Here is a 19702-nt window from a genome sequence, read left to right as displayed (position 1 = left end):
CTGTTGACCAGGTAGAGTGACGAACACACGAGCGGTTCGCCACTCGTTGCGGGCCCTTCCGGCCGAGTCCGGGAACGGCCTTGACAACTTCACAGGGGGTGATCGGTTTCGACTTCGGTAGTCGTTCCAGGGGAAGCGGGTCGAGGGTTGCGTTTGTGACCTCGTTAATCCTGCATTCGCGCTAAACACAAGTGCCAATTCCAAGCGCACTGAGTTCGCTCTCGCTGCCTAAGCGATAGCGTCTCTGTCGGCCCGGGCTCGTCATCGGCTCGGGATCCGGCATCAGCCAGATGACTCACCGCTCAGATCAGGCCACGGGGCCTGAGCGGGACATTTTCGTGGCTGGGCCCGTCAGCGATGTGTCTGTGCAAGCGCTGGGGCCGAGCAGAACGACACCACAGACTGCACCCGGAGAAGCTCTGGCCCGGCATCGAAGGACGCGGGTTCGATTCCCGCCACCTCCACTCGTCAACAAGACGACCCTGCTCGCAAGCCATGCTTGCTCGCCGGGTCGTCTCGTTGTTTCTGTCCGGGGGGCGACCCCCGGGCCCCCGCTTCGTCGACGAGACGACCCTGCTCGACGGCTTTTGCCGCCTCGCCGGGTCGTCTCGTTGTTTCTGTCCGGGGGGCGACCCCCGGACCCCCGCATCGTCCACGGGACGACCCTGCTCGCAAGCTGCGCTTGCTCGCCGGGTCGTCTCGTTGTTTCTGTCCGGGGGGCGACCCCCGGGCCCCCGCATCGTCCACGGGACGGTCCTGCTCGCAAGCCGCGCTTGCTCGCCGGGTCGTCCCGTTCTTCTTTGCCGGGGCGGCCCCCGGACCCCGTGTTTCCGCCCCCGCCGACGTCTGTCGGCGGGGGCGTTGCCGTGTGCACCGAGGGCGTGACCTTGCCCATGTTCGTACTTTCGGAGTTGAAGTATTCTTCAAGTCTGTACATCATGGTGCACAAGCCCCCGATCCGAGAGAAAAGGTCCTGACGTGCCGGTGCCGCTCTACCAGGCGAAGGCGGACTTCTTCCGCACCCTGGGTCACCCCGTTCGCATCCGGGTCCTGGAGCTGCTCCAGGACGGCCCCCGGCCCGTGCGCGAACTGCTCGCCGACATCGGCGTGGAGGCCTCCAACCTGTCCCAGCAGCTGGCCGTCCTGCGCCGTACCGGGCTGGTGATGTCGCAGCGCGAGGGCGGTGAGGTGCTCTACCGGTTGAGCACGCCGCAGGTGGTGGAACTGCTGCGTGCGGCTCGGGCCATCCTCACCGACATGCTCGCGGACCAGGGTGAGCTGCTGGCCGAGCTGCGCGGCTCCCGGGAGGAGGAATCGTGAGCCGCGGGGAGACGGCGCGTGCGGCACTCGCCCGCGTCACCGGGCTGCTGCCGGCATGGGCGGACCTGGCCCGCATGCGCGTGGCGCCCGGGCGCAACCTGCTCGCGGGGGTGACCGTCGCCGTCGTGGCGCTGCCCCTCGCCCTGGGGTTCGGCATCTCCTCGGGGATGGGCGCCCAGGCGGGCCTGGTGACCGCGATCGTCGCCGGCGCCCTGGCCGCCTTCTTCGGCGGCTCCAACCTCCAGGTGTCGGGACCCACCGGTGCGATGACGGTGGTGCTGGTGCCCATCGTCGCCCAGTACGGGCCCTCGGGCGTGCTCACCGTCGGCCTCATGGCGGGCGCGATGCTGGTGCTGCTCGCACTGCTGCGCGCGGGCCGCTACGTCCGCTACATCCCCGCGTCGGTCGTGGAGGGATTCACCCTCGGCATCGCCGGTGTCATCGCCCTGCAGCAGGTCCCCGCCGCTCTCGGGGTCCCCGTTCCCGAGGGGGAGAAGGTCGTGCTGGTCGCCTGGGAGGCGGTGCGCGACTTCGCCGCGGACCCGCAGTGGACGGCGGTGGCGCTCGCGGCGGGCACCGCCGGGGTGATGCTGCTGGGTGCGCGCCTGCGGCCCACCCTCCCCTTCTCCCTGCTGGCGGTGGCGGCGGCCACGCTGATCGTGGAGGCGACCCCGCTGGAGGCCGAGAGCATCGGTGACCTGCCGTCGGGGCTGCCCGCCCCCTCGCTCGGCTTCCTCGACCTCTCCCAGCTGGCGGTGCTCCTGGGGCCGGCCGCCGCGGTGGCGGCGCTGTCCGCGCTGGAGTCCCTGCTGTCGGCCACGGTCGCCGACGGCATGAGCGTCAACCAGCGCCACGACCCCGACCGCGAGCTGTTCGGACAGGGGCTGGCCAACATCGCCGCCCCGCTGTTCGGCGGTGTTCCCGCGACCGCCGCCATCGCGCGCACCGCGGTCAACGTGCGCTCGGGGGCCAGCTCCCGGCTGGCCGCCCTCACCCACGCCCTGGTCCTGGCCGGAATCGTCCTCGCGGCCGCGCCCCTGGTCGAGCGCATCCCCCTGGCGGCCCTGGCCGGGGTGCTGCTGGCCACGGCCGTGCGCATGGTCGAGGTCGGATCGGTGCGCGCCATGGTGCGCGCCACCCGCGCCGACGGGTTCGTCCTGGTGCTCACCGCTGTGGCCACCCTGGCGGTGGACCTGGTCGCGGCGGTCCTGGTGGGCATGCTCGTGGCCGGAGCCCTGGCCCTGGTGTCGCTGGCGCGCAACGCCCGGCTCGACCGGGAGGAGCTGGCCGAGCACCTGCCGCCGGGTGACTACACCGCCGAGGAGCAGAAGCTCCTGTCCGAGCACATCGTCGCCTACCGGCTCGACGGTCCGCTGTTCTTCGCCGCGGCCCACCGGTTCCTGCTGGAGCTCAGCGAGGTCTCCGACGTCCAGGTGGTGATCCTGCGCATGGCCAGGGTCAGTACGGTCGACGCGACCGGGGCCCAGGTGCTGGGGGACGTCGTCGAGCGGCTCCGGGCCCGGGGCGTCACCGTCATGGTCTCGGGTATCGAATCGGGCCAGCTGCGGCCGCTGGAGTCGCTGGGCACCCTGGCGAGCCTGCGGGAGGAGGGCTGCGTCTTCGACACCACCCCCGAGGCCATCCGCGCCGCCCTGGCCATGCTGCACGGCAACGGCGTGCTGATGCGCTGAGGTGCGGCCGGGCCCGGGCCCGCGCGGAGACTCTCCGCGCGGGCCCTTCTTCATGTGGACCTCTCGGCAATCAATGTTCCTATATAGGTTGCGATGCTAACTAGGTAGCTCTATCGTCTAGGTAGACACACGGAAGAGGTGGTTCTGGTGGAGTTCTCCTCCCTCGGATTGGGCCTGGCGGCGCTCGTCGCGCTGTACGTGCTGGCGGTGGAGCCCTGGTGGGGCAAGCGGGCCTACGCGGCCCTGGAGCGCAGGCGCGAGAGCGACCCCCGGGCGCTGGTGCGGTTCTACGGTCAGGGAATGGCGGTCTGGTGGCCGCTGGCGGGGATCGCGCTGCTGTCCGTGCTGATCTCGCCCGGGGTGGCCCCGGCCGACCTCGGCCTCGGCCTGGCGGGGACCAGCTGGGGAACCCTGGCCGGCATGCTCGTCGGGGCCGCCGCGGCCGGAGCGGTTCTGTACAAGTTCACCCCGAACTCCCTGGCCCCCGGCCAGGCAGCGGTCTCCGCGATGCTGCCGCGCACCCCCCGCGAGAGGTGGGCGGCGGTCGGCCTCTCGGTCACCGCCGGCGTGTGCGAGGAGATCGTCTTCCGCGGTCTGTTCATCGCCGTCGGAGTCTCCCTCGGCCTGGAGCTGTGGGCGGCCGCGGCGGTCAGCCTGGCGGTCTTCTCCTTCGCCCACCTCTACCAGGGCCTCCGCGGGATGCTCCTGGTCACCCTCGTGGGCCTCGCCCTCACGAGCCTGTACCTGAGCACCGGAAGCCTGCTCGTGCCGATCGTCATGCACATCCTGATCGACCTGCGGGCGCTCCTGATCACCCCCCGTCCGGAGGCCGCGCGGGAGCCGGGCCAGGAAGAGCGCGAGGTCGTCGGAGCTGGTGCCCGATGAAGGGGAAAGCGCGCACGGACCGGCGTGCGAGCTGGCTCAAGGGGGTGCTCGACCTCCTGGTGCTGGCCGGGCTCGCCGAGGGCGAGAGCTACGGGTACGCGATCGCCAAGAGGTTGGACGAGGCGGGGTTCGGCACGATCAAGGGCGGCACGCTCTACCCGGTGCTCAACCGGCTGGAGGAGGCCGGCCTGGTGGACGCCGAGTACCGCGCCGCGGAGCGGGGGCCCGGCCGCCGCTACTACCGGATCACGGACGAGGGCCGCGCGTTCCTGGCCGAGCAGGCCGCGGCATGGACGGAGTTCGACGAGGCCGTGCGCTCGGCGCTCGGCGCGGGAGGAAACACATGAGCGGCTACTTCACCGCACTGGCCGGCCGGCTGGCGGAACTCGGCGTCGACGGCGAGCGCTCGCGCCGGTTGCTGGACGAGCTCCTCTCGTACACGGCAGAGAGCGGTACCGACCCGGAGGAGGAGTTCGGCCCGGTGGACCGCTTCGCCGCCGAACTCACCCGACCCGCCGGGGAGGAGGAGGGCGACGACCCCGAGACCCTGGTGTGGACCGCCGACGCCTTCGAAGGGCCGGCCCGCCTCGACGAGATGGGGAGGCAGGGCTGGGAGGTCGAGAGGGTCGACCGGCTGGGCCGCTTCGTCAGCCGCCGCGATCCCGAGCGGCCCCAGGTCTGGGCCTACCGCCAGGAGATGTGCGCCGGCCGCGCCGACCGCGAGCGCCTGGCCCGGCGGCTGGCGCCCGAGGGATGGGAACCCTGCGGGCACTGGTCGGTCCTGGCCTACTTCAAGCGCCCCGGCTCGGCCACGGCCGGTCCCGAGGCGGAGATCGAGGCCCCGCCCGCGCCCCGCCGCCGGTACTTCTTCGGAGCCAGGGGGCTGGTGGCCGTCGTCCTCTGCCTCGCGGTCGCGCTGGTCGGGGTCGGCAGCTCGATCCACCGGATGGCCACCGGAGGCGGGGGAGCGGACGAATGGGCCGGATTCGCGGTCGGAGCCGTGGTCGGGGCGGTGGTCGCCCTCGGTGTCCTGTGGCTGGGCGTCCGCCTGGGGACGGCCCGACGCAACAGGAACAAATCCGACATTTCCTGATCTACGACGTCAAGCTCGGGGCAGAGACGGCAAGGGCGGTGCCGACCCGGCACCGCCCCCGCCGACTTCCACGGGTCACTCCTCGGTCGCCCCCACGAGCCAGGCGACCTTGTGGGCCGTCACGCCGAGACTGACACTGCTGCCCAGGTGGACCCCGAACGAGGCGAGGAACGCGTAGTCGTGTTCCCTGCGCTCGCAGACCACTTCCTCGACCGCGCAGGCGGACGCCGGGTTGCGCACCCTCAGGCAGGGCCCTTCGTCCTCCACCAGGTCGGCGCGGACGTCGTAGCGGGACAGTTCACTGGCGAGCAGGCCGAGGTGTCCGTGTTCCTCGGAGGGCACGTGGGTCGGCTGCTGCTCGTTTCCTGACTGGGCCATGGCTCAGATCCTTTCGTGTCGAGCTAAGGCTCTCCTCGATGCCCTGATGCCATTCTCGCGCAAGGTTATGTTACTACTACGTATCGTTGCTACGACACGCCGCCGGAAATCCGCAGGCCCCGGTGGAACACGTCCGTGACCGACAGGTCCTCGCCGAGGACGACGAGGTCGGCAGGCGCCCCCGCCTCGATCCGGCCCGCTCCGGCCAGGCCGAGCGCCTTCGCAGGCACGGACGAGGCCGACCGCAGCGCCTCGGGCGCGGACACCCCCAGTGCGACCGCGTTGCGCACGGCCTGCGGGAGCACGATCGTGCTGGAGGCGATCGCCCCGGTCTCCACCAGGCGCGCCCGCCCCTCGCTCACGCGGACCCGCAGGGCGCCCAACGTGTACTCGCCGTCGCCCAGCCCCGTCGCCGCCATCGCGTCGGTCACCAGGGACACCCGTTCGGCGCCCGCGGCCGCGAACACCAGCCCTGCCGCGCCCGGGTGGACGTGCACGTTGTCCAGGATCAGCTCGACCGTCACCCTCTCGTCGCCGAGCAGGGCGGCGATCGGGCCGGGGTCGCGGTGGCCCAGCGGCCGCATCGCGTTGTACAGGTGCGTGGCCACCGTCGCACCCGCCTCCACCGCGGCCAGGGTCTGCTCGTAGGTGGCCTCCGTGTGCCCCACGGCGGCCGTCACACCCGAGGAGGATGCCGCCCGGATGAGGTCGAGCGCACCCGGCAGCTCGGGGGCCACGGTGATCATGCGGACGTGTCCGCGGCCCGCCTCGAGCCAGGCGTCGAACTCGGCGGTGTCGGGGTCCCGCAGGAGGCCGGGGTCGTGGGCTCCGCAGCGGGCGCGGGCGATGAAGGGGCCCTCCAGATAGATGCCGGCGAGCTCGCCCGCCTCGCACAGCTCCGCCAGCGCCGACACCTGGCGCACCGTGTCCTCGGGCGAGGCCGCCACCAGGCCGCCCACCAGGGACGTCACGCCCCGGGAGCGGTTGAAGCGCACCGTCTTCAGCGCGCCTTCGGGGTCGGCCTCGGTGAAGGCGTGCCCCGCACCGCCGTGGACGTGCGTGTCGACCAGCCCGGGCGCCACCCAGGCGCCGCCCACGTCGTGCACGGTGCCCCCCTCCGGGGGCGCTCCGCTGCCGAGCGCGGCCACCCGGCCCTCCTCGATCCGCAGCCAGCCCTCGTGGACGCCGCCGGGTGTCACGACCCGGGCTCCGGTGAGTGTGGCGGGAACGTCGACCATGCTCTGGGCTCTCTCTCGTCGTCAACCTGCGCGAAGGGTTCGGTGTGTCACAAATTACACAGGTGTTCGCGCAGTCGCGGAAAGGGGGTGCGGCATCCTTCCTCTCCTCGTGCAACCCCTGTGGAGCTGGGCATATCCCGCCCCGTGGGACGCCTGTCCAGGAAATGGACCGACCGGGCCGCGGAGGCACGGATTCCACGGGGTCCGCCGACACGCATTGACGACAGAGGCGCGGCGCCGCATGATGGGGGCATGTCCGCCGGTGAGCTGCTTGTCCAGCGCCTGCACGTCGATCTCCGACAGCAGGCGAGCGCGCTCTGTCGTAGCTAGCGCCTTGCGGGGCCAGAACCCCGCGCCACGGGTGTGCCCCGTGCCCCGTCTTCCGCAGACACCGGACGCTCTCTTCCCCAGTTCTGGGTTCCGGGCCGATGAACGGCCCGAGGACACCCCTGCCAGACCCGGCACCTGTGCGCCGACGGCGATGTCCGCCGGCCGTGTCGGTGAGAGGAACGACGGTCCTCCCCGGTGTCACCGATCCGATCACCGCTCCGATGCCTCCTCCGGTCGATCCCGGTTGCTCCGACAGAACCCAGGAGTTCTCGCATGACCCGCTTCACCGTGCTCGTCGCCGCCCCCCGACCCCGTTCCTCCGTGCACTCCGCCGCCCTCCGCGCCGCCGCCGAGATCTCCCTCCGCGCCGGTGTCTCCGCGCAGCCCGAGGTCGTCGACCTCGCCGACCTCGGCCCCGACCTGCTCTCGGAGTCCTCCGCCGCCGTCGACGGTGCGCTGGAGCAGGTCCTTCGCAGCGACATCCTGCTGGTGGCCTCCCCGCAGGTGCACGGAACCTACACCGGCCTGCTCAAGGTCTTCCTCGACCGGCTGCCCGAACTGGGCCTCGGCCACACCGTCGCGGTGCCCCTCGCCGTGGTCGAGGACCTGCGCAACAGCCACGGCATCGAGGAGGACCTGCGGGTCCTCCTGGCCGACCTGGGAGCCTGGGTCGCCGAGCCCGGTCTGATCCTGTCCGCCGACGAGTCCGGCCGCCCCGACGGCGTCGTGCGCGCCTGGGCCGACGTCGCGGCCCCGGGCCTGCGCGAGGCCGTCTCCGTCGCGGTCTGACCGCGGACCGGTGGTCCCGCCCCTCCGGGCGCGGGATCACCGGTCGGCGTCGGCCGCCACGGCGTTCTCGGCCCGCAGGCGGCTGGTGTCTGCCTCGGCGCTGGCGACGTTGCCCCGTACCAGCACGACCACCACCAGGGTCAGGGCGAAGCCCCCGACGCGAAGGGCGAGCATGAGCGGGTCGTCGGGCAGCTGCTCGCCGAACAGCAGGGTGCCGGCCACGACCGTGAACACGTTGCCCACGACGTTGGAGACCGGGGCCGTGATCGAGGCGCGCGAGCGCTGGAGCGAGGTCTGGAAGAGGACGATGCCCACCGCCCAGCCGAGGGCGTAGAGGTAGGGGTAGGGGGAGAGCAGAGCCGGCGCGACCGCCGCCCACAGGCCGTGGTCGGCGAGCAGGCCGCCCAGGCCCTTGCCCTGCAGTCCGGCGCTTCCTTGGGCGAGCCCGGCCGCCGCTCCCATCGCCGCCGCGGACACGTACCGGCCGCGGCCGCCGACGACGGCCATCACTCCGACGCAGGCGACCACCGTCGTGAGGCTGACGGCGACCAGCACCGGCGTGTTCGCCGTGGTCCCGGTCTCGGCCCCCTCCGCGGTGGACAGACCGAGCAGGCCCAGTGCCACCGGCATGACGCCGAGTGCGACGTACTCGCCCCGGGTGATGCGCTCGCCCAGGACGAGGGTCGCCACCAGGAGGGTGCACGCCACTCCCGCGGCGAACGCGGGCTGGGCGACCGAGACCGGGGCCAGGCCGAGGGAGACGATCAGCCCCAGGCTGCCGAGCGCGGCGAAGACGCAGCCGAACACCCAGCGGGGGTTGCCGAGCAGGACCCGGGCCAGGTGGAGGGGGCGGTGGACGGAGATCGACTCCGCTCCGTGCAGCGCGCGCTGCTCCACGGTCAGGCCGACCGTGTAGACCACTGCGGACAGCAGCGCCACCAGGAGTCCGATCACAGCGAGGCCCTTCGGCTCAGGAGCAGGCGGCGACGGGGAGGGTCGCGGCCGCCGGGCGGGTGCCGCTAACGTCGTGGACGGCGGTTCGCTCGGCCACCGTGGGGGACCTGCGGGAGTTGACGGCTTCCATATAACCAGTTCTAGTGTGAGCTTTCCAGCTTCTTCCCGTCCTCGATCGCGGTGGAGAGCGGGTCCGGAGCTGAAAACAGAGAACGTGTTCCGGTGTCGCGGCGCTGCGACACCGGGGAATGGGGCACGGTGCGGGACCCGAGCGAGACCGACGCCTCCGCTGCCTCGGGCGGAGGCGGGGACGATCCCTGCCCCGAGGCACTTCCCCGGAGGGCCCGGCTGCTCCGCGCACTGCGTTCCCGGGCGGCGCGGGCCCTGACGCCCCTGCGCGACCTGACCTGGCAGGACCTCTCCCCGCGCAGCGTCGTCGGCCGGGGGCTGGCGCGGTGGCGCCACCGGAGCCCGCGCCCGCGCTCCTCCCGTTTCGAGCCCGGACCGTTCGGGCTGTTCGGCGTCATGCTCGCGGCGATGGCCGCCACCCTCCTGATCATCCAGGTGAGCGCGGGCGGTCCCGGCGGTGCGGAGGACGAACTCGTCGACGAGCCCGTGACGATCCCCGGGCCGCCGCCGGGAGAGCTGCGCATCATGGTCGTGGGTGACGCGCTGACCCAGGGCAGCAGCGGCGACTCCACCTGGCGCTACCACCTGTGGAAGCACCTCGAGGAGAGCGGGGTCGAGTTCGATCTCGTGGGCCCCCGCGAGGGCGTGCACCCGCTGGAGGGGGAGAAGGAGGACGACGCCGTCTACGCCGACCCCGATTTCGACACCGACCACGCCGCGCTCTGGGGGCTCACCGCGCAGGAGATGTCCACCGGAACGGCGCAGGTGGCCGCGGAGCACGGCCCCCAGTACCTTCTGCTGCTCGCCGGGATGGAGGACATCCTCGACGGGGGCGACGCGGACCTGGCTCTGGACGGGGTCGGGGAGACCATCTCCACGGTGCGTGTCGTCCAGGGGGAGACGCGGTTCGTCGTCGGGGAGCTGCCGCAGGCCGAGGGCACCGGTGACGACGAGCGGGTCAACACCGAGATCGCCCGTTTCAACATGGGCCTGGTGGAGCTCGCCCAGCAGGTGACCTCCGCGGACTCGCCGGTGGTCGTCGCCCGGGTCGCCGACGGCTACTCGCCCGTCCGGGACAACTGGGAGGGGGTCCACCCGAACGCGCGCGGCCAGGTGCGGATCGCCGCCGCCTTCGCCGACGCCCTCGCCCGTCCCCTCCAGGTGGGGGAACCCTACCCCCGGCCGCTGCCGGAGGTGGACGTGGGACCGAGGCGGGAACCCGAGCCGGAGGCGGAGGAGACCGAGGACGGTCTGCGGCTCTCGTGGCCGGGGGTGCCGGGGGCCACCGCCTTCCGGGTGAGCCAGCGCCGGGTGGAGCCCGACCCCGACGAGGAGACGGTGCTGCCCCTGGAGCCCGTGCGCGACGGGGACGGATGGTCCGCGCTGGTGGAGGGGCTGTTCAGCGGTGCCGAGTACGAGTTCACCGTGACCGCGTTCAAGGGCCGGGACGAGGGCGCGTCCTCCGAGCCGCTGCGGTTGGTGTGGGACGGGGACCCGCCGCCGGGTCCTGAAGGGCTGCGGTCGGCCGGGGACGGGGTCGCGCTCGTGTGGGACGAGGTCGGGGAGGCCACCCACTACGAGGTGTGGGTGCGGCCCCTGGAGTGCTCGGCGGGCGACGACCGCCGAGCGCCGGCGGAGCCCGACGACGGCACCGGTTCCCCCGATCCGGGGGAACCGACGGCCCCGGTCGGCCCGCCGGAGGGTGAGCCGACGCCTTCTCCGGAGCCCCGGCCCGAACCGGAGCCGGAGCCGGCTCTCCCCGAGCCGCCGGCGGGTGCCGTCTGCGGGCCGCAAGACGGGCTCGGCCCGGACGAGGGCGAGGGATGGCTGCTGGTGGGCCCGGTCGAGGGAACCCGTTGGGAGGTGTCGGTGCCCGAGCGGTACGAGGTCGCCGTCCGCTCCTACCGCGACTACGTCAAGGGCGGCTACTCCGCGAGCTTCCCGCTCACGGACCGGTGACGGCGGAAGGGCGGGAGGCCGTGGGGGAGCGTGGGCCGGGCCGGTGGGCGCCGCGGCTGGTGCCGTGGGCCACGGGGCTGGTCGCCGGGGTGCTGGCGCTGGGGCCCGCGCTGGGGCGCGGATACGTGCTCCGCTACGACATGGTGTTCGTGCCCGACCTGTCGCTCGCGGCGGTGCTGCGGGGCGCGGACGGGTTTCCCCGTGCGATTCCCAGCGACGCGGTGGTGGCCGCCCTGTCGGCGGTGCTTCCCGGTGGCGCCGTGCAGTCCCTGGCCCTGCTGTCGGTGTTCGCTGTGGGCGGCGCGGGGGCGGCCCGCCTGCTGCTGTCCGTCCTGGGGCGTGTTCCGCGGACGTCCTTCCCGGGTCGGAAGGCTCCCTCGGCGGGGATGCTTCTGGCATCGGCCGCCGCCGGCGCTGCGTACGTGTGGAACCCGTTCGTCGCCGAGCGCCTGCTGCTGGGCCAGTGGGCGATGCTGCTGGGTTACGCGGGCCTGCCCTGGGCGGTGGCGGCCGCGGCCCGGCTCGCGGACGTCCGCCCGGTGGCGGGGACGGCCGGCCTGCTGCGGGCGCTGGTGCCGGCGGCGGTCGGCGGTTTCTCGTCGGTGGTCCTGACAGCGCTCACAGCGGGCCCGACCGTCCTTCTGACCGGCAGGGGCGGCAGGAGCAGGTGGGTGCGCGCGGGGCTGTTCGGGTCGGCCCTGGTGCTCGTGTCGCTGCCGTGGCTGCTGCCGTCGCTGGTGAGCGGGGCGGCGACCGATCCGGCGGGGGTGGAGGCCTTCGCGGCCCGGGCGGACACGCCGCTCGGGACGGCGGCCTCGCTCCTGATGCTGGGCGGGGTGTGGAACTCCCACGCGGTGCCGGCCGGATACGCCCATCCGGTACCGCTGGGCGTACGGGTGCTGATGTGTCTGGCAGCCCTGGTGGCATGGGTGTGGGTGCTGCGCAGGGAGCGTCCGGTGTTCGGCCCGGGGTTGACGGTGGCTGCCGTGCTCGGTCTGGTCATCGCCCTGGCAGGCACGGTCGGGCCGGGCCGGGACCTGCTGGCGGCGTTGATCTCGGCCTGGCCGGGTTTCGGCCCGCTGCGCGACGGCCAGCTCTACGTCGCCCCTCTGGCCCTGGTGCAGGCCCTGGGCCTGGGCGCGGCCGCCCACTGGCTCACCCGGGACGCGTCCGCCTCCCCGGGCGGGCGGGGGCGGGCGGAGGCGGCGGTTTCGCTGGGTGCGGGCGCGGGCCTGGTCCTGCTGCCGCTGGCGGCGCTGCCCGGTCTGCTGTGGGGAGCGGCAGGGGCGCTTGCGCCGGCGGAGTACCCGCAGGAGTGGTTGCGGGCGCAGGCCGCCGTGGCGGCGGACGAGCGCCCCGGTGCCGTCCTGGTGCTGCCGTGGAGCGCCTACCGGGGCGTGGACTGGAGCGGGGAGCCGACGGTGGTCCTCGATCCCGCCACCAAGCTCTTCGACCGGCGCACGCTCTGGAACGACGACCTCGTGGTGGGTGCCTCCGACGGTGCCGAGGTCGTGGTGGAGGGCGAGGACGCCCGGGCCCGGGAGGCGGCCGAGGTGGTGGGGCCCGATCCCCGGACCGGGTTGCCCGAGCGCCTGGACGCGTCCGCGCTGGGAGGGCTGGGCGTGCGGTACGTCGTGGTCTCCGCGTCGGTCGATAACCAGTTCTGGTTGGGTTCGGAAGAGCTGTCCGTGGTGGTGGAGGGGCCCGGGCTGACTCTTCTGGAGGTCCCGGACCCCCATATCAAGGCGGACAAAGTCGGCGTTCCGGGGTTGGAAGTTACCAGTGGGTTAGTTACAGTTGGGGCAATTCTCTGGTCTATTGCTAGATCAGGTTCTAGCCTCAATCCTCAGCGCTTCGCTTCCAGCGCGGGAGCGGGCACGCGGAAGGAGATCGACCAGTGATCAAGGTAATCGCCGCCTGCGTCATCGGTGTGGCCCTGGCGGGTGCGGGGACCTTCGCGGTCACCGGCCTGTTCACGGAGTCCGCCTCGACCGTGGAACCGGTGAACGAGACCCTCTACAACTACGGTGACCGCTAGGCGCTGCCCGGTTGTCCGTTCCCGTGGAGGCCCGGGGACGTCCCACCCCTGGCGGGGCGTCCCTTCGCCGGCCTCCTCGGCGGACCGGGCAGGTCCCGGCCGCCGTACCCCCACCGACGTCCGGTCGACGGGCCTGCCCGGCGTGCGCCCCGCGCTTTCCGCACGCCGCTGCCCTGTGCGTTCCCCCGAGCACACGAGGTGTCGATCCCCCGAGCCCCTCGCCCGGCGCCCCCGCGGAAGGAGAGCGTGTGGTCTTCCAGAAGGCCCGCCCCGCAGCGGGGCCGGCCGCGGTCGACACGGCACAGACCGCCCCGGCCCCGGCCGAGGCGCGGGAGGTCCCCGCCGACCTCGGGCCGCGCCTCGACGGCATCCGCATGGTCATGATCAACTGGCGCGACCCCTGGCAGAGCACCGCCGGGGGCGCGGAGGAGTACGCCTGGCGGATCAGCCGCCACCTGGCGGAACTCGGAGCCATCGTCACCTTCCTGACCAGCCGCGAGCCCCACCAGGCGCGGGTGGAGACCAAGGACGGCATCGTCATCCGGCGCATGGGCGGCAGATTCACCGTCTATCCGCGCGTTCTGGCGTGGCTGGCCCTGTGGCGCCGCGAGTACCAGCTCGCCTTCGACTGCATGAACGGCATCCCGTTCCTGTCGCGGCTCGTGCTGCGCCGCCGCACCCGCGTGGTCAGTATCGTCCACCACGTCCACGACCTGCAGTTCAACGCCTACTTCCCCCGGCCGGTGGCCTGGCTGGGGCGCTTCGTCGAGTCCGTGGTGGCCTCGTGGGTCTACCGCAGGTGCACCACCGTCACCGTCTCGGAGTCCTCCCGGCAGGCCATGCGGAGGAAGCTGGGCTGGCGTGCGCCCATCGAGATCATCCACAACGGCGGCGTACGCGGACCGGTCAGCCTCCGGGAGGGTTCCGCGGTTCCGGCGAGCTACCCCTTCCCCGCCCTGGCCAGCCTCGGCCGCCTCGTCGTGCAGAAGCGCGTCACGCAGGTGGCCGACCTCGCCCGCGTGCTCGGGGACGAGTACCCCGACCTGCGGGTGCACGTCATCGGCCGCGGCCCCGAGGGCGAGCGCCTCGCCGAGCAGGTCGAACGCGACGGCACCGGCGCGCGGGTCCGCCTCCACGGCTTCCTGCCCGAGGAGGACAAGAACCGCATCCTGGCCTCCTGCCACCTGCACGTCACCGCCTCGGAGTTCGAGGGCTGGGGTCTGACCGTTGTCGAAGCGGCCCGTCTCGGAGTGCCCACTGTGGCCTACGATGTGGACGGTCTTCGCGATTCGGTACGCGACGGCGAAACCGGGTGGCTGGTGCGCGAGGGTGAGACCCTCGCCGACACCGTGGCCCGGGCGCTCGACGAACTGTCCGACCCCCGCCGGGCCGAGGCCGTGAGACAGGCCTGCCGTGCGTGGGCGTCCCGCTTCACCTGGGAGGCCAGCGGCGCCGACATGGCCCGGCTGGTCGCCCGCGAGCTCGGCCTCCCCACCGGCCCGGACACGACAGCAGGCAGGAAAGCGGAAAAGTGAACTCGGCGGAATCCACCGCCAGGCGCGAACCGGAGGATTCCAGAGCACCGTCCGCCCCCGGCGGTACGACGGACACGGGGCTGCTGACGCGGCTCAAGGTCCTGGCGGTGTGTCTGCTACTGGGAGCGCTGGCGGCGAGTATCGACCCCGGCAACGTCGTCAGCGACACCAAGCTCGACCTGACGGCCAACCCGCAGGGGTTCCTGGAGCGCGCCCTGCACATGTGGGACGCCTCCTACTTCGGGCAGATCCAGAACCAGGCCTACGGGTACTTCTTTCCCAACGGGCCCTTCTTCCTGCTGTTCGACGTGCTCGGCATGCCCGACTGGCTCGTCCAGCGGGTGTGGATGGCGGTGCTGCTCATCGCCGCCTTCACCGGTGTCTACAAGGTCGCCCAGGCCCTGGACATCGGCACCGTCAACACCCGCATCCTCGCGGGCGTCGCCTACGCCCTGGCGCCGCGCGTGCTGACGCTGCTGTCGTACAACTCGGCCGAACTGCAGCCGATGCTGCTCATGCCGTGGATCCTGCTCCCGCTGGTCCTGGGCAGCCGGCGCGGATATCCGCCCGCGCGGATGGCGATGCTCTCCGGCCTGGCGTTCCTGTTCTGCGGGGGCACCAACGCCGCCTCGGAGCTGGCCGTCCTCGTCGTACCCGGCCTGTACCTGATCACCCGTGCCCACGGCCGCCGCAAGTGGAGCCTCCTCGCCTGGTGGCTGCTCGCCCTCGTGCTGGCCTCCTTCTGGTACATCGCGCCGCTGCTCCTCATGTCGCGGTACGTGTGGTCGTTCATGCCCTACACCGAGGACGCCGCCGTCACGACGAGCGTGACCTCGCTGGTCAACACCCTGCGCGGGACCTCCAACTGGATGGGCTTCCTGCCCGACCAGGGCAACACGGCCCTGCCCGCGGGCGCGGAGCTCTCGACCACCCCGTGGCTGATCGCGGCCACCGCGCTGGTCGCCGGGCTCGGCCTGGCGGGGCTGGTCAACCGGCGCACACCCGAGCGGCTCTTCCTCGTCTCGTCGCTGCTCGTGGGCACCGCGATCCTCGTCGCGGGCCACACCGGCGACATGACCGGTCCCTTCGCCCCGGCCGTGCGCGAACTGCTGGACGGGACCCTCGCTCCCTTCCGCAACGTGCACAAGTTCGACGCGCTGGTCCGCCTGCCCGTGGTGCTCGGACTGGCCCACCTGCCCGTGGTGGTGGCCCGGGACCGGGCCGATCGCACGGGGCGGCCCGTCTCCGGACGGCTGCGGCGCTCCCTGTCCGCGGCGTGCGCGGCCGTCTTCCTGGTGACCCTCGTCCCCGTCGCCACCGTCGGCATCGCCCCCGCCGGCGGGTTCGCCTCCCTGCCCGGCCACTGGTACGAGGCCGTCGCATGGCTGGAGAAGCACTCCGACGAGCGCGGCATGACCATGGCCGTGCCCGGTTCGGGACGCGGTGAGTACCAGTGGGGGCGCCCCCTGGACGAGCCCCTGCAACCGCTGATGTCGGGCGCCTGGACCAACCACCAGATCATCCCCTGGGGCTCGGCCGGCGTCTCCCGGCTCACCCACGAGATCGACCAGCGCGTCTCCTCGGGACGCGGTTCGGAAGGGCTCGCCGACACCCTCGCACGCATGGGCGTCACCCACCTGATCGTCCGCAACGACCTGCAGCGCGTCGGCAACAACGGCGGCTGGCCCGCCCGCGTCCACCAGGCACTGCGGAACTCGCCGGGGATCACGGAGGCCGCCGAGTTCGGGCCCGTCGTCGGTTCCCTGGACCACCGGTCCGCCTCCCAGTGGTACGACCAGCCCTACCGGTCGCTCACCGTCTACGAGCTGGAGGACCCCGCCCCGGTGGTCGGCACGGTGCCCGCCGATGAGGCCGTGCGGGTCACCGGTGGACCCGAGTCGCTCCTCCACCTGGCCGAACAGGGCCTGATCACCGACGACCGCCCCGTGCTGCTGGGCGACGACCCGGGCGCGGAGGGCATCGCCGCCGAGGACACCGTCGTCACCGACACCGTCCGCCGCCGCGAGGTCGTCTACCCCGACGTGCGCCGCAACGTGTCGGCCACCCTCACCGAGGACGAGGAGTACGAGCGCGACGTCCCCGCCCCCGACATCATGGACCCCGCCTGGGAGAACTACGTCTCCTACGCCGAGGACATCGGCATCGCGTCGGTGCGGGCCTCCTCCTCGGAGAGCGGTGCCGACGCCAACGCCGCCTACCGCGACCCCGGGCACGCACCGCACGCCGCCCTCGACGACGACCTGACCACCTCCTGGCGCTCCAGCGCCTTCACCGGTGCGCTGGGGGAGTGGATCGAGGTCGAGTTCACGGAGCCCCAGGACGTCAGCGGACTGAGCGTCGCCTTCGAGCAGTTCGCCGACGACCCGCCGCCCTCGCGCGTCACCGTCGCCACCGACACCGGCGAGGTCGAGGTACCCGTCGCCCTGACCGACGAGCCGCAGGAGCTCATGACCCCGCCGGGCGCCACCACCTCCCTGCGGATCCGGGTGGACGAGCTCGCGTGGGAGCCGGAGTTCCGCTTCGGGACCAGGGTGGGGATCGCCTCGATCTCCGTCCCCGGGACGGAACCCGCGCGGACCCTGCGGGTGGCCGGCGCCACCGACACCGCGACCCTGCTGTTCACCGGTTCCAGCGGCTCCGCGCCCGGGTGCATGGAGGGCTCCCACGTGTGGGTGTGCAACACCGAACTGGAGGTGCAGGGAGAGGACGCCCACCGGCTGGACCGCATCTTCGAGCTGTCGGCCGACTCCGCCTCCTACCCGCACAGCGTGACGGGCGAGGTCGTGCTCACCGACCCGCGCGAGGCGGAGAACGCCGCCAACCGCGCCGGCTCCCTTCCGCACGTCACCTCCTCCTCCACCGCGGTGCAGCACCCGGCGGCCATGGGCCGCAGCGCCCTGGACGACGACGAGAGCACGGTCTGGTACCCCGACCCCGAGGAGAAGAACCCCTGGCTCGACATCGACCTGGGGCAGACCGTCACCCTCGACCACCTGGAGGTCGAGTTCCCCAGGGCGGACAGCGTCCTACGGCCCATCAAGGTCACCGTGGAGGGCGGCGACACCGTCCGCGAGGGCTGGCTGGACGGAAGCGGCCGGGTCGGCTTCGCCCCCCTGCGCGCGGACTCGCTGCGCCTGACCTTCGAGCGGCCCGAGGGCCAGGCCCTGGAGATCGGCACCGTCACCCTGCCCGGTGTCGACCCGGTGGACCCGCTGCCCGAGGGTGACGCCTCCACCGCCTGCGGCCTGGGCCCCACCCTGAGGGTCAACGGGGAGAGGGTGGAGACCCGTATCAGCGGCGGCAGGCTCTCCGACCAGATGACCGGAAAGCCGCTGCGCTACGAGAGCTGCACCGAGTTCGACCTGGTCGAGGGCGAGAACCGGATCGTCGTCGACCCGGGCAACCGCTACGAGGTGCGCTCGGCGGTCGTGGAGTCGGGGGCGTCGATCGCCGACCGCGCCGAGGTCTCCATGACCGGGCCCGAGGAGGTGCACGGCTGGGGTGCCGGCGAGCGCCGCTTCGACATCGCCGCGGTGGACGAGGACAGCTACCTCGTGGTCAACGAGAACTTCAACGAGGGGTGGGAGGCCCGCGTCGAGGGCTCGGAGGAGCCCTTGGCCCCGGTCCGCCTGGAGGGCTGGAAACAGGCCTGGGTCCTCCCCGCCGGGAGCTCGGGCACCGTCACGCTCACCTACGCCCCCGACGCGGCCTACCACCAGGCCCTGGCCGCGGGCGCCGGACTCGCCGGGCTGCTGGTGCTGCTCGCCCTGTGGCCGTCCCGCCTGCGCGGCACCCTCGAACGCGGCGGCCGCTCCCTGCCGGGCGTCGGTGCGGCACGGCTGCACCGGTGGGTGCTCCTCCTGCTGGGTCTGGCCTACGGGGTGTGGGTCGCCGGAGGGGTCGGCGCGGCCCTGGTGGCGGCCCTCCTGCTGTGCATGTGGTGGATGGGCCGTCGCGCCCCCCGCCGCCTCCGCCACGCCAGGCCGGGCAGCCCCTCCCTGGGCGGGCGGCTCCTGCGCCGTGCGGCGGGCCCGTGGCCGGTCGCGGTGTCGCTGGGGCTGGCGGGCCTGTCGGCGGCGGTGGGCACCCACCTGTCGCTGTACATGCCCTTCCACGACGTCACCGAGCTGCTCGGCGGGCCGCTGCGCGACTGGGTCGCCCAGCTGCTGTGCCTGCCCGCGCTGGCCAGGCTGATCCTGGCCCTGGGGCAGCCGGACGCCGAGGGGCGCGCCGACGAGCACCCCGCGGCCGTGCGCGCCGCGGCCGCGGCCCGCACGGCCGCACGGTCCGAGTGGCCGGGCCCGCGTCCCGGCGAAGGCACGGAGGAGAGCGATCCCGAGGAGGTGCGGGCATGACCGCGGTACCCGGTGTGCGCGGCCCCCTGCCGGGGGGCACGATCCTCCTGGCCGCGGGCGCCTTCCTGCTGACCCTGGCCGTGCTGCTGCCGCTCCACGTCTACGAGCGAGTCGCCCTGCTGCCCGCCGAGGAGCAGTTCGAGATCTCCCTGGTGGCGGAGGACGCCGGCTACCTCGACACCTCCACCTGGGAGTGGCGGCAGGCTGCCCGCGTCGTCCGCACCACCCGGGTGGACGCCACCCCCCACGGAGGCGACTGGTCGGCGTGGGAGACCTCGGTCGCCACCAGCACGGACGAGGGGGTGCTCGACCACTGGAGCCGCCGGGTCATCGTGGACAGGCGGACCGGACGGGCGGTGAACTGCTGCGGCGAGCACGTCGACGGGGACCGCGCGGTCCGCCAGGCGGGCCTGGTGTTCTCCTGGCCCGTCGGCGCCCCCGAGGGGGACCACCCCTTCTACGACGCCGAGGTGCGCTCCGCCCCGCCCATGGAGTTCCAGGGCACGGAGGAGGTCGCCGGGATCGAGGTGCGCCGCTACACGCAGACGATCGACGCCACCCAGGTGCCCGGGTCCGCCCGGCAGGTGCCCGCGTCGCTCTTCACACCGGGGGCGGAGGGAACCGTCAGCGCGGCCCGGTGGCTGCGGGTGGTGCGCACGTACTGGGTCGAGCCGGTCAGCGGCGCGGTCGTCGACATCGCGGAGGAGCGCCACGAGACCATGCGCCCCCGGACGGAGGGGGAGGAGATCGACCTGCTCCACGCCGAGTTCTCCCTGGCCGAGGGCCAGGTCGTGGTGCTGGCCGAGCACGCGCGTGTCCGCTCGTTCCTGCTGGCCACCCTGCGGGACCGGGCGCCGGCGGTGCTGGGCCCGCTGGGTGCCCTGGCGGTCCTGGCCGGAGTGGTCCGGGCACGGCGCTCCCGGGTCCCCGGCGGCGCCGCGGGGAGGGAAGGCGCTCCCGTGTGATCGGGAGCGGGGGACCGTAGGA

The 19702-nt window shown here is 73.0% G+C and carries 15 protein-coding genes and 1 other RNA gene; 13 read left to right on the top strand and 3 right to left on the bottom strand.

What is annotated here, in order from left to right:
• Window positions 1–94 precede the first annotated feature (94 nt).
• The 6 genes from ssrA to FHS13_RS03260 all read left to right on the top strand — a co-directional run bounded on the left by ssrA (window position 95) and on the right by FHS13_RS03260 (window position 4989).
• Window positions 95–467, top strand: a transfer-messenger RNA (tmRNA) gene (ssrA, locus tag FHS13_RS03285).
• A 511-nt stretch (window positions 468–978) separates the two neighbouring features.
• Complete coding sequence (locus FHS13_RS03280) at window positions 979–1320, top strand: metalloregulator ArsR/SmtB family transcription factor (protein ID WP_184287253.1); 342 nt, start codon at window positions 979–981, stop codon at window positions 1318–1320.
• Between the two features lie 74 nt (window positions 1321–1394).
• Window positions 1395–3011, top strand: a complete 1617-nt coding sequence (locus FHS13_RS03275; RefSeq protein WP_184287958.1) for a SulP family inorganic anion transporter — start codon at window positions 1395–1397, stop codon at window positions 3009–3011.
• Window positions 3012–3158: 147 nt separating this feature from the next.
• On the top strand, window positions 3159–3896 hold the full coding sequence (locus FHS13_RS03270; RefSeq protein ID WP_343064883.1) for a CPBP family intramembrane glutamic endopeptidase: 738 nt from the start codon (window positions 3159–3161) through the stop codon (window positions 3894–3896).
• Window positions 3893–4243, top strand: coding sequence for a PadR family transcriptional regulator (locus FHS13_RS03265; protein ID WP_184287247.1), 351 nt, complete (start codon window positions 3893–3895; stop codon window positions 4241–4243). The genes FHS13_RS03270 and FHS13_RS03265 overlap by 4 nt, the downstream gene beginning before the upstream one ends.
• A complete protein-coding gene (locus FHS13_RS03260) occupies window positions 4240–4989 on the top strand; it encodes a DUF2812 domain-containing protein (RefSeq protein WP_184287244.1) in 750 nt (249 codons plus the stop codon). Before FHS13_RS03265 ends, FHS13_RS03260 begins: the two co-directional genes overlap by 4 nt.
• A gap of 75 nt (window positions 4990–5064) precedes the next feature.
• On the opposite strand, the gene FHS13_RS03255 is transcribed toward FHS13_RS03260, so the two are convergent.
• The gene (locus tag FHS13_RS03255; RefSeq protein WP_184287241.1) at window positions 5065–5367 is read right to left on the bottom strand and encodes a hypothetical protein; all 303 of its coding nucleotides are present in this window, start codon (window positions 5365–5367) and stop codon (window positions 5065–5067) included.
• A gap of 89 nt (window positions 5368–5456) precedes the next feature.
• A complete protein-coding gene (nagA, locus tag FHS13_RS03250) occupies window positions 5457–6605 on the bottom strand; it encodes an N-acetylglucosamine-6-phosphate deacetylase (protein ID WP_184287237.1) in 1149 nt (382 codons plus the stop codon).
• 603 nt (window positions 6606–7208) lie between these two features.
• Between nagA and FHS13_RS03245 the strand changes: the two genes are divergently transcribed.
• A complete protein-coding gene (locus FHS13_RS03245) occupies window positions 7209–7724 on the top strand; it encodes an NADPH-dependent FMN reductase (protein WP_184287234.1) in 516 nt (171 codons plus the stop codon).
• 36 nt (window positions 7725–7760) lie between these two features.
• Here the strand turns inward: FHS13_RS03245 and FHS13_RS03240 are convergent, their stop codons facing one another.
• Window positions 7761–8678, bottom strand: coding sequence for a hypothetical protein (locus FHS13_RS03240; RefSeq protein WP_184287231.1), 918 nt, complete (start codon window positions 8676–8678; stop codon window positions 7761–7763).
• A gap of 258 nt (window positions 8679–8936) precedes the next feature.
• Between FHS13_RS03240 and FHS13_RS03235 the strand changes: the two genes are divergently transcribed.
• The 6 genes from FHS13_RS03235 (at window position 8937) to pgfA (ending at window position 19680) form a co-directional block, all read left to right on the top strand.
• Window positions 8937–10766 carry an SGNH/GDSL hydrolase family protein gene (locus FHS13_RS03235; RefSeq protein WP_184287228.1) on the top strand — a complete coding sequence of 610 codons (1830 nt, stop codon included), beginning with the start codon at window positions 8937–8939 and terminating at the stop codon, window positions 10764–10766.
• Window positions 10767–10786: 20 nt separating this feature from the next.
• Window positions 10787–12667: an MmpA family trehalose lipid delivery protein gene (locus FHS13_RS03230; RefSeq protein WP_184287225.1), complete on the top strand. Its 1881-nt coding sequence runs from the start codon at window positions 10787–10789 to the stop codon at window positions 12665–12667.
• Window positions 12664–12804 carry a hypothetical protein gene (locus FHS13_RS03225; protein WP_184287222.1) on the top strand — a complete coding sequence of 47 codons (141 nt, stop codon included), beginning with the start codon at window positions 12664–12666 and terminating at the stop codon, window positions 12802–12804. Before FHS13_RS03230 ends, FHS13_RS03225 begins: the two co-directional genes overlap by 4 nt.
• Window positions 12805–13052: 248 nt before the next feature.
• Entirely contained in the window at window positions 13053–14339 is a 1287-nt protein-coding gene (locus FHS13_RS03220) for a glycosyltransferase (RefSeq protein WP_184287219.1), read from the top strand.
• Complete coding sequence (locus FHS13_RS03215) at window positions 14336–18715, top strand: alpha-(1->3)-arabinofuranosyltransferase domain-containing protein (protein WP_184287217.1); 4380 nt, start codon at window positions 14336–14338, stop codon at window positions 18713–18715. Before FHS13_RS03220 ends, FHS13_RS03215 begins: the two co-directional genes overlap by 4 nt.
• Window positions 18712–19680, top strand: coding sequence for a cell envelope lipid trafficking protein PgfA (gene pgfA, locus FHS13_RS03210; protein ID WP_184287214.1), 969 nt, complete (start codon window positions 18712–18714; stop codon window positions 19678–19680). The genes FHS13_RS03215 and pgfA overlap by 4 nt, the downstream gene beginning before the upstream one ends.
• Window positions 19681–19702 lie beyond the last annotated feature (22 nt).

The organism is Nocardiopsis algeriensis (assembly GCF_014203695.1).
Taxonomy (GTDB): Bacteria; Actinomycetota; Actinomycetes; order Streptosporangiales; family Streptosporangiaceae; genus Nocardiopsis; species Nocardiopsis algeriensis.
Note: the sequence above shows the minus strand (reverse complement) of the source record. Positions and strands in the feature narration are given on the sequence as shown.

Coding starts and splice junctions, on each gene's coding strand:
- FHS13_RS03275 (WP_184287958.1), top strand. CDS start 1,395: ATGCGCGTGGCGCCCGGGCGCAACCTGCTCGCGGGGGTGACCGTCGCC.
- FHS13_RS03265 (WP_184287247.1), top strand. CDS start 3,893: ATGAAGGGGAAAGCGCGCACGGACCGGCGTGCGAGCTGGCTCAAGGGG.
- FHS13_RS03260 (WP_184287244.1), top strand. CDS start 4,240: ATGAGCGGCTACTTCACCGCACTGGCCGGCCGGCTGGCGGAACTCGGC.
- FHS13_RS03255 (WP_184287241.1), bottom strand. CDS start 5,367: ATGGCCCAGTCAGGAAACGAGCAGCAGCCGACCCACGTGCCCTCCGAG.
- nagA (WP_184287237.1), bottom strand. CDS start 6,605: ATGGTCGACGTTCCCGCCACACTCACCGGAGCCCGGGTCGTGACACCC.
- FHS13_RS03245 (WP_184287234.1), top strand. CDS start 7,209: ATGACCCGCTTCACCGTGCTCGTCGCCGCCCCCCGACCCCGTTCCTCC.
- pgfA (WP_184287214.1), top strand. CDS start 18,712: ATGACCGCGGTACCCGGTGTGCGCGGCCCCCTGCCGGGGGGCACGATC.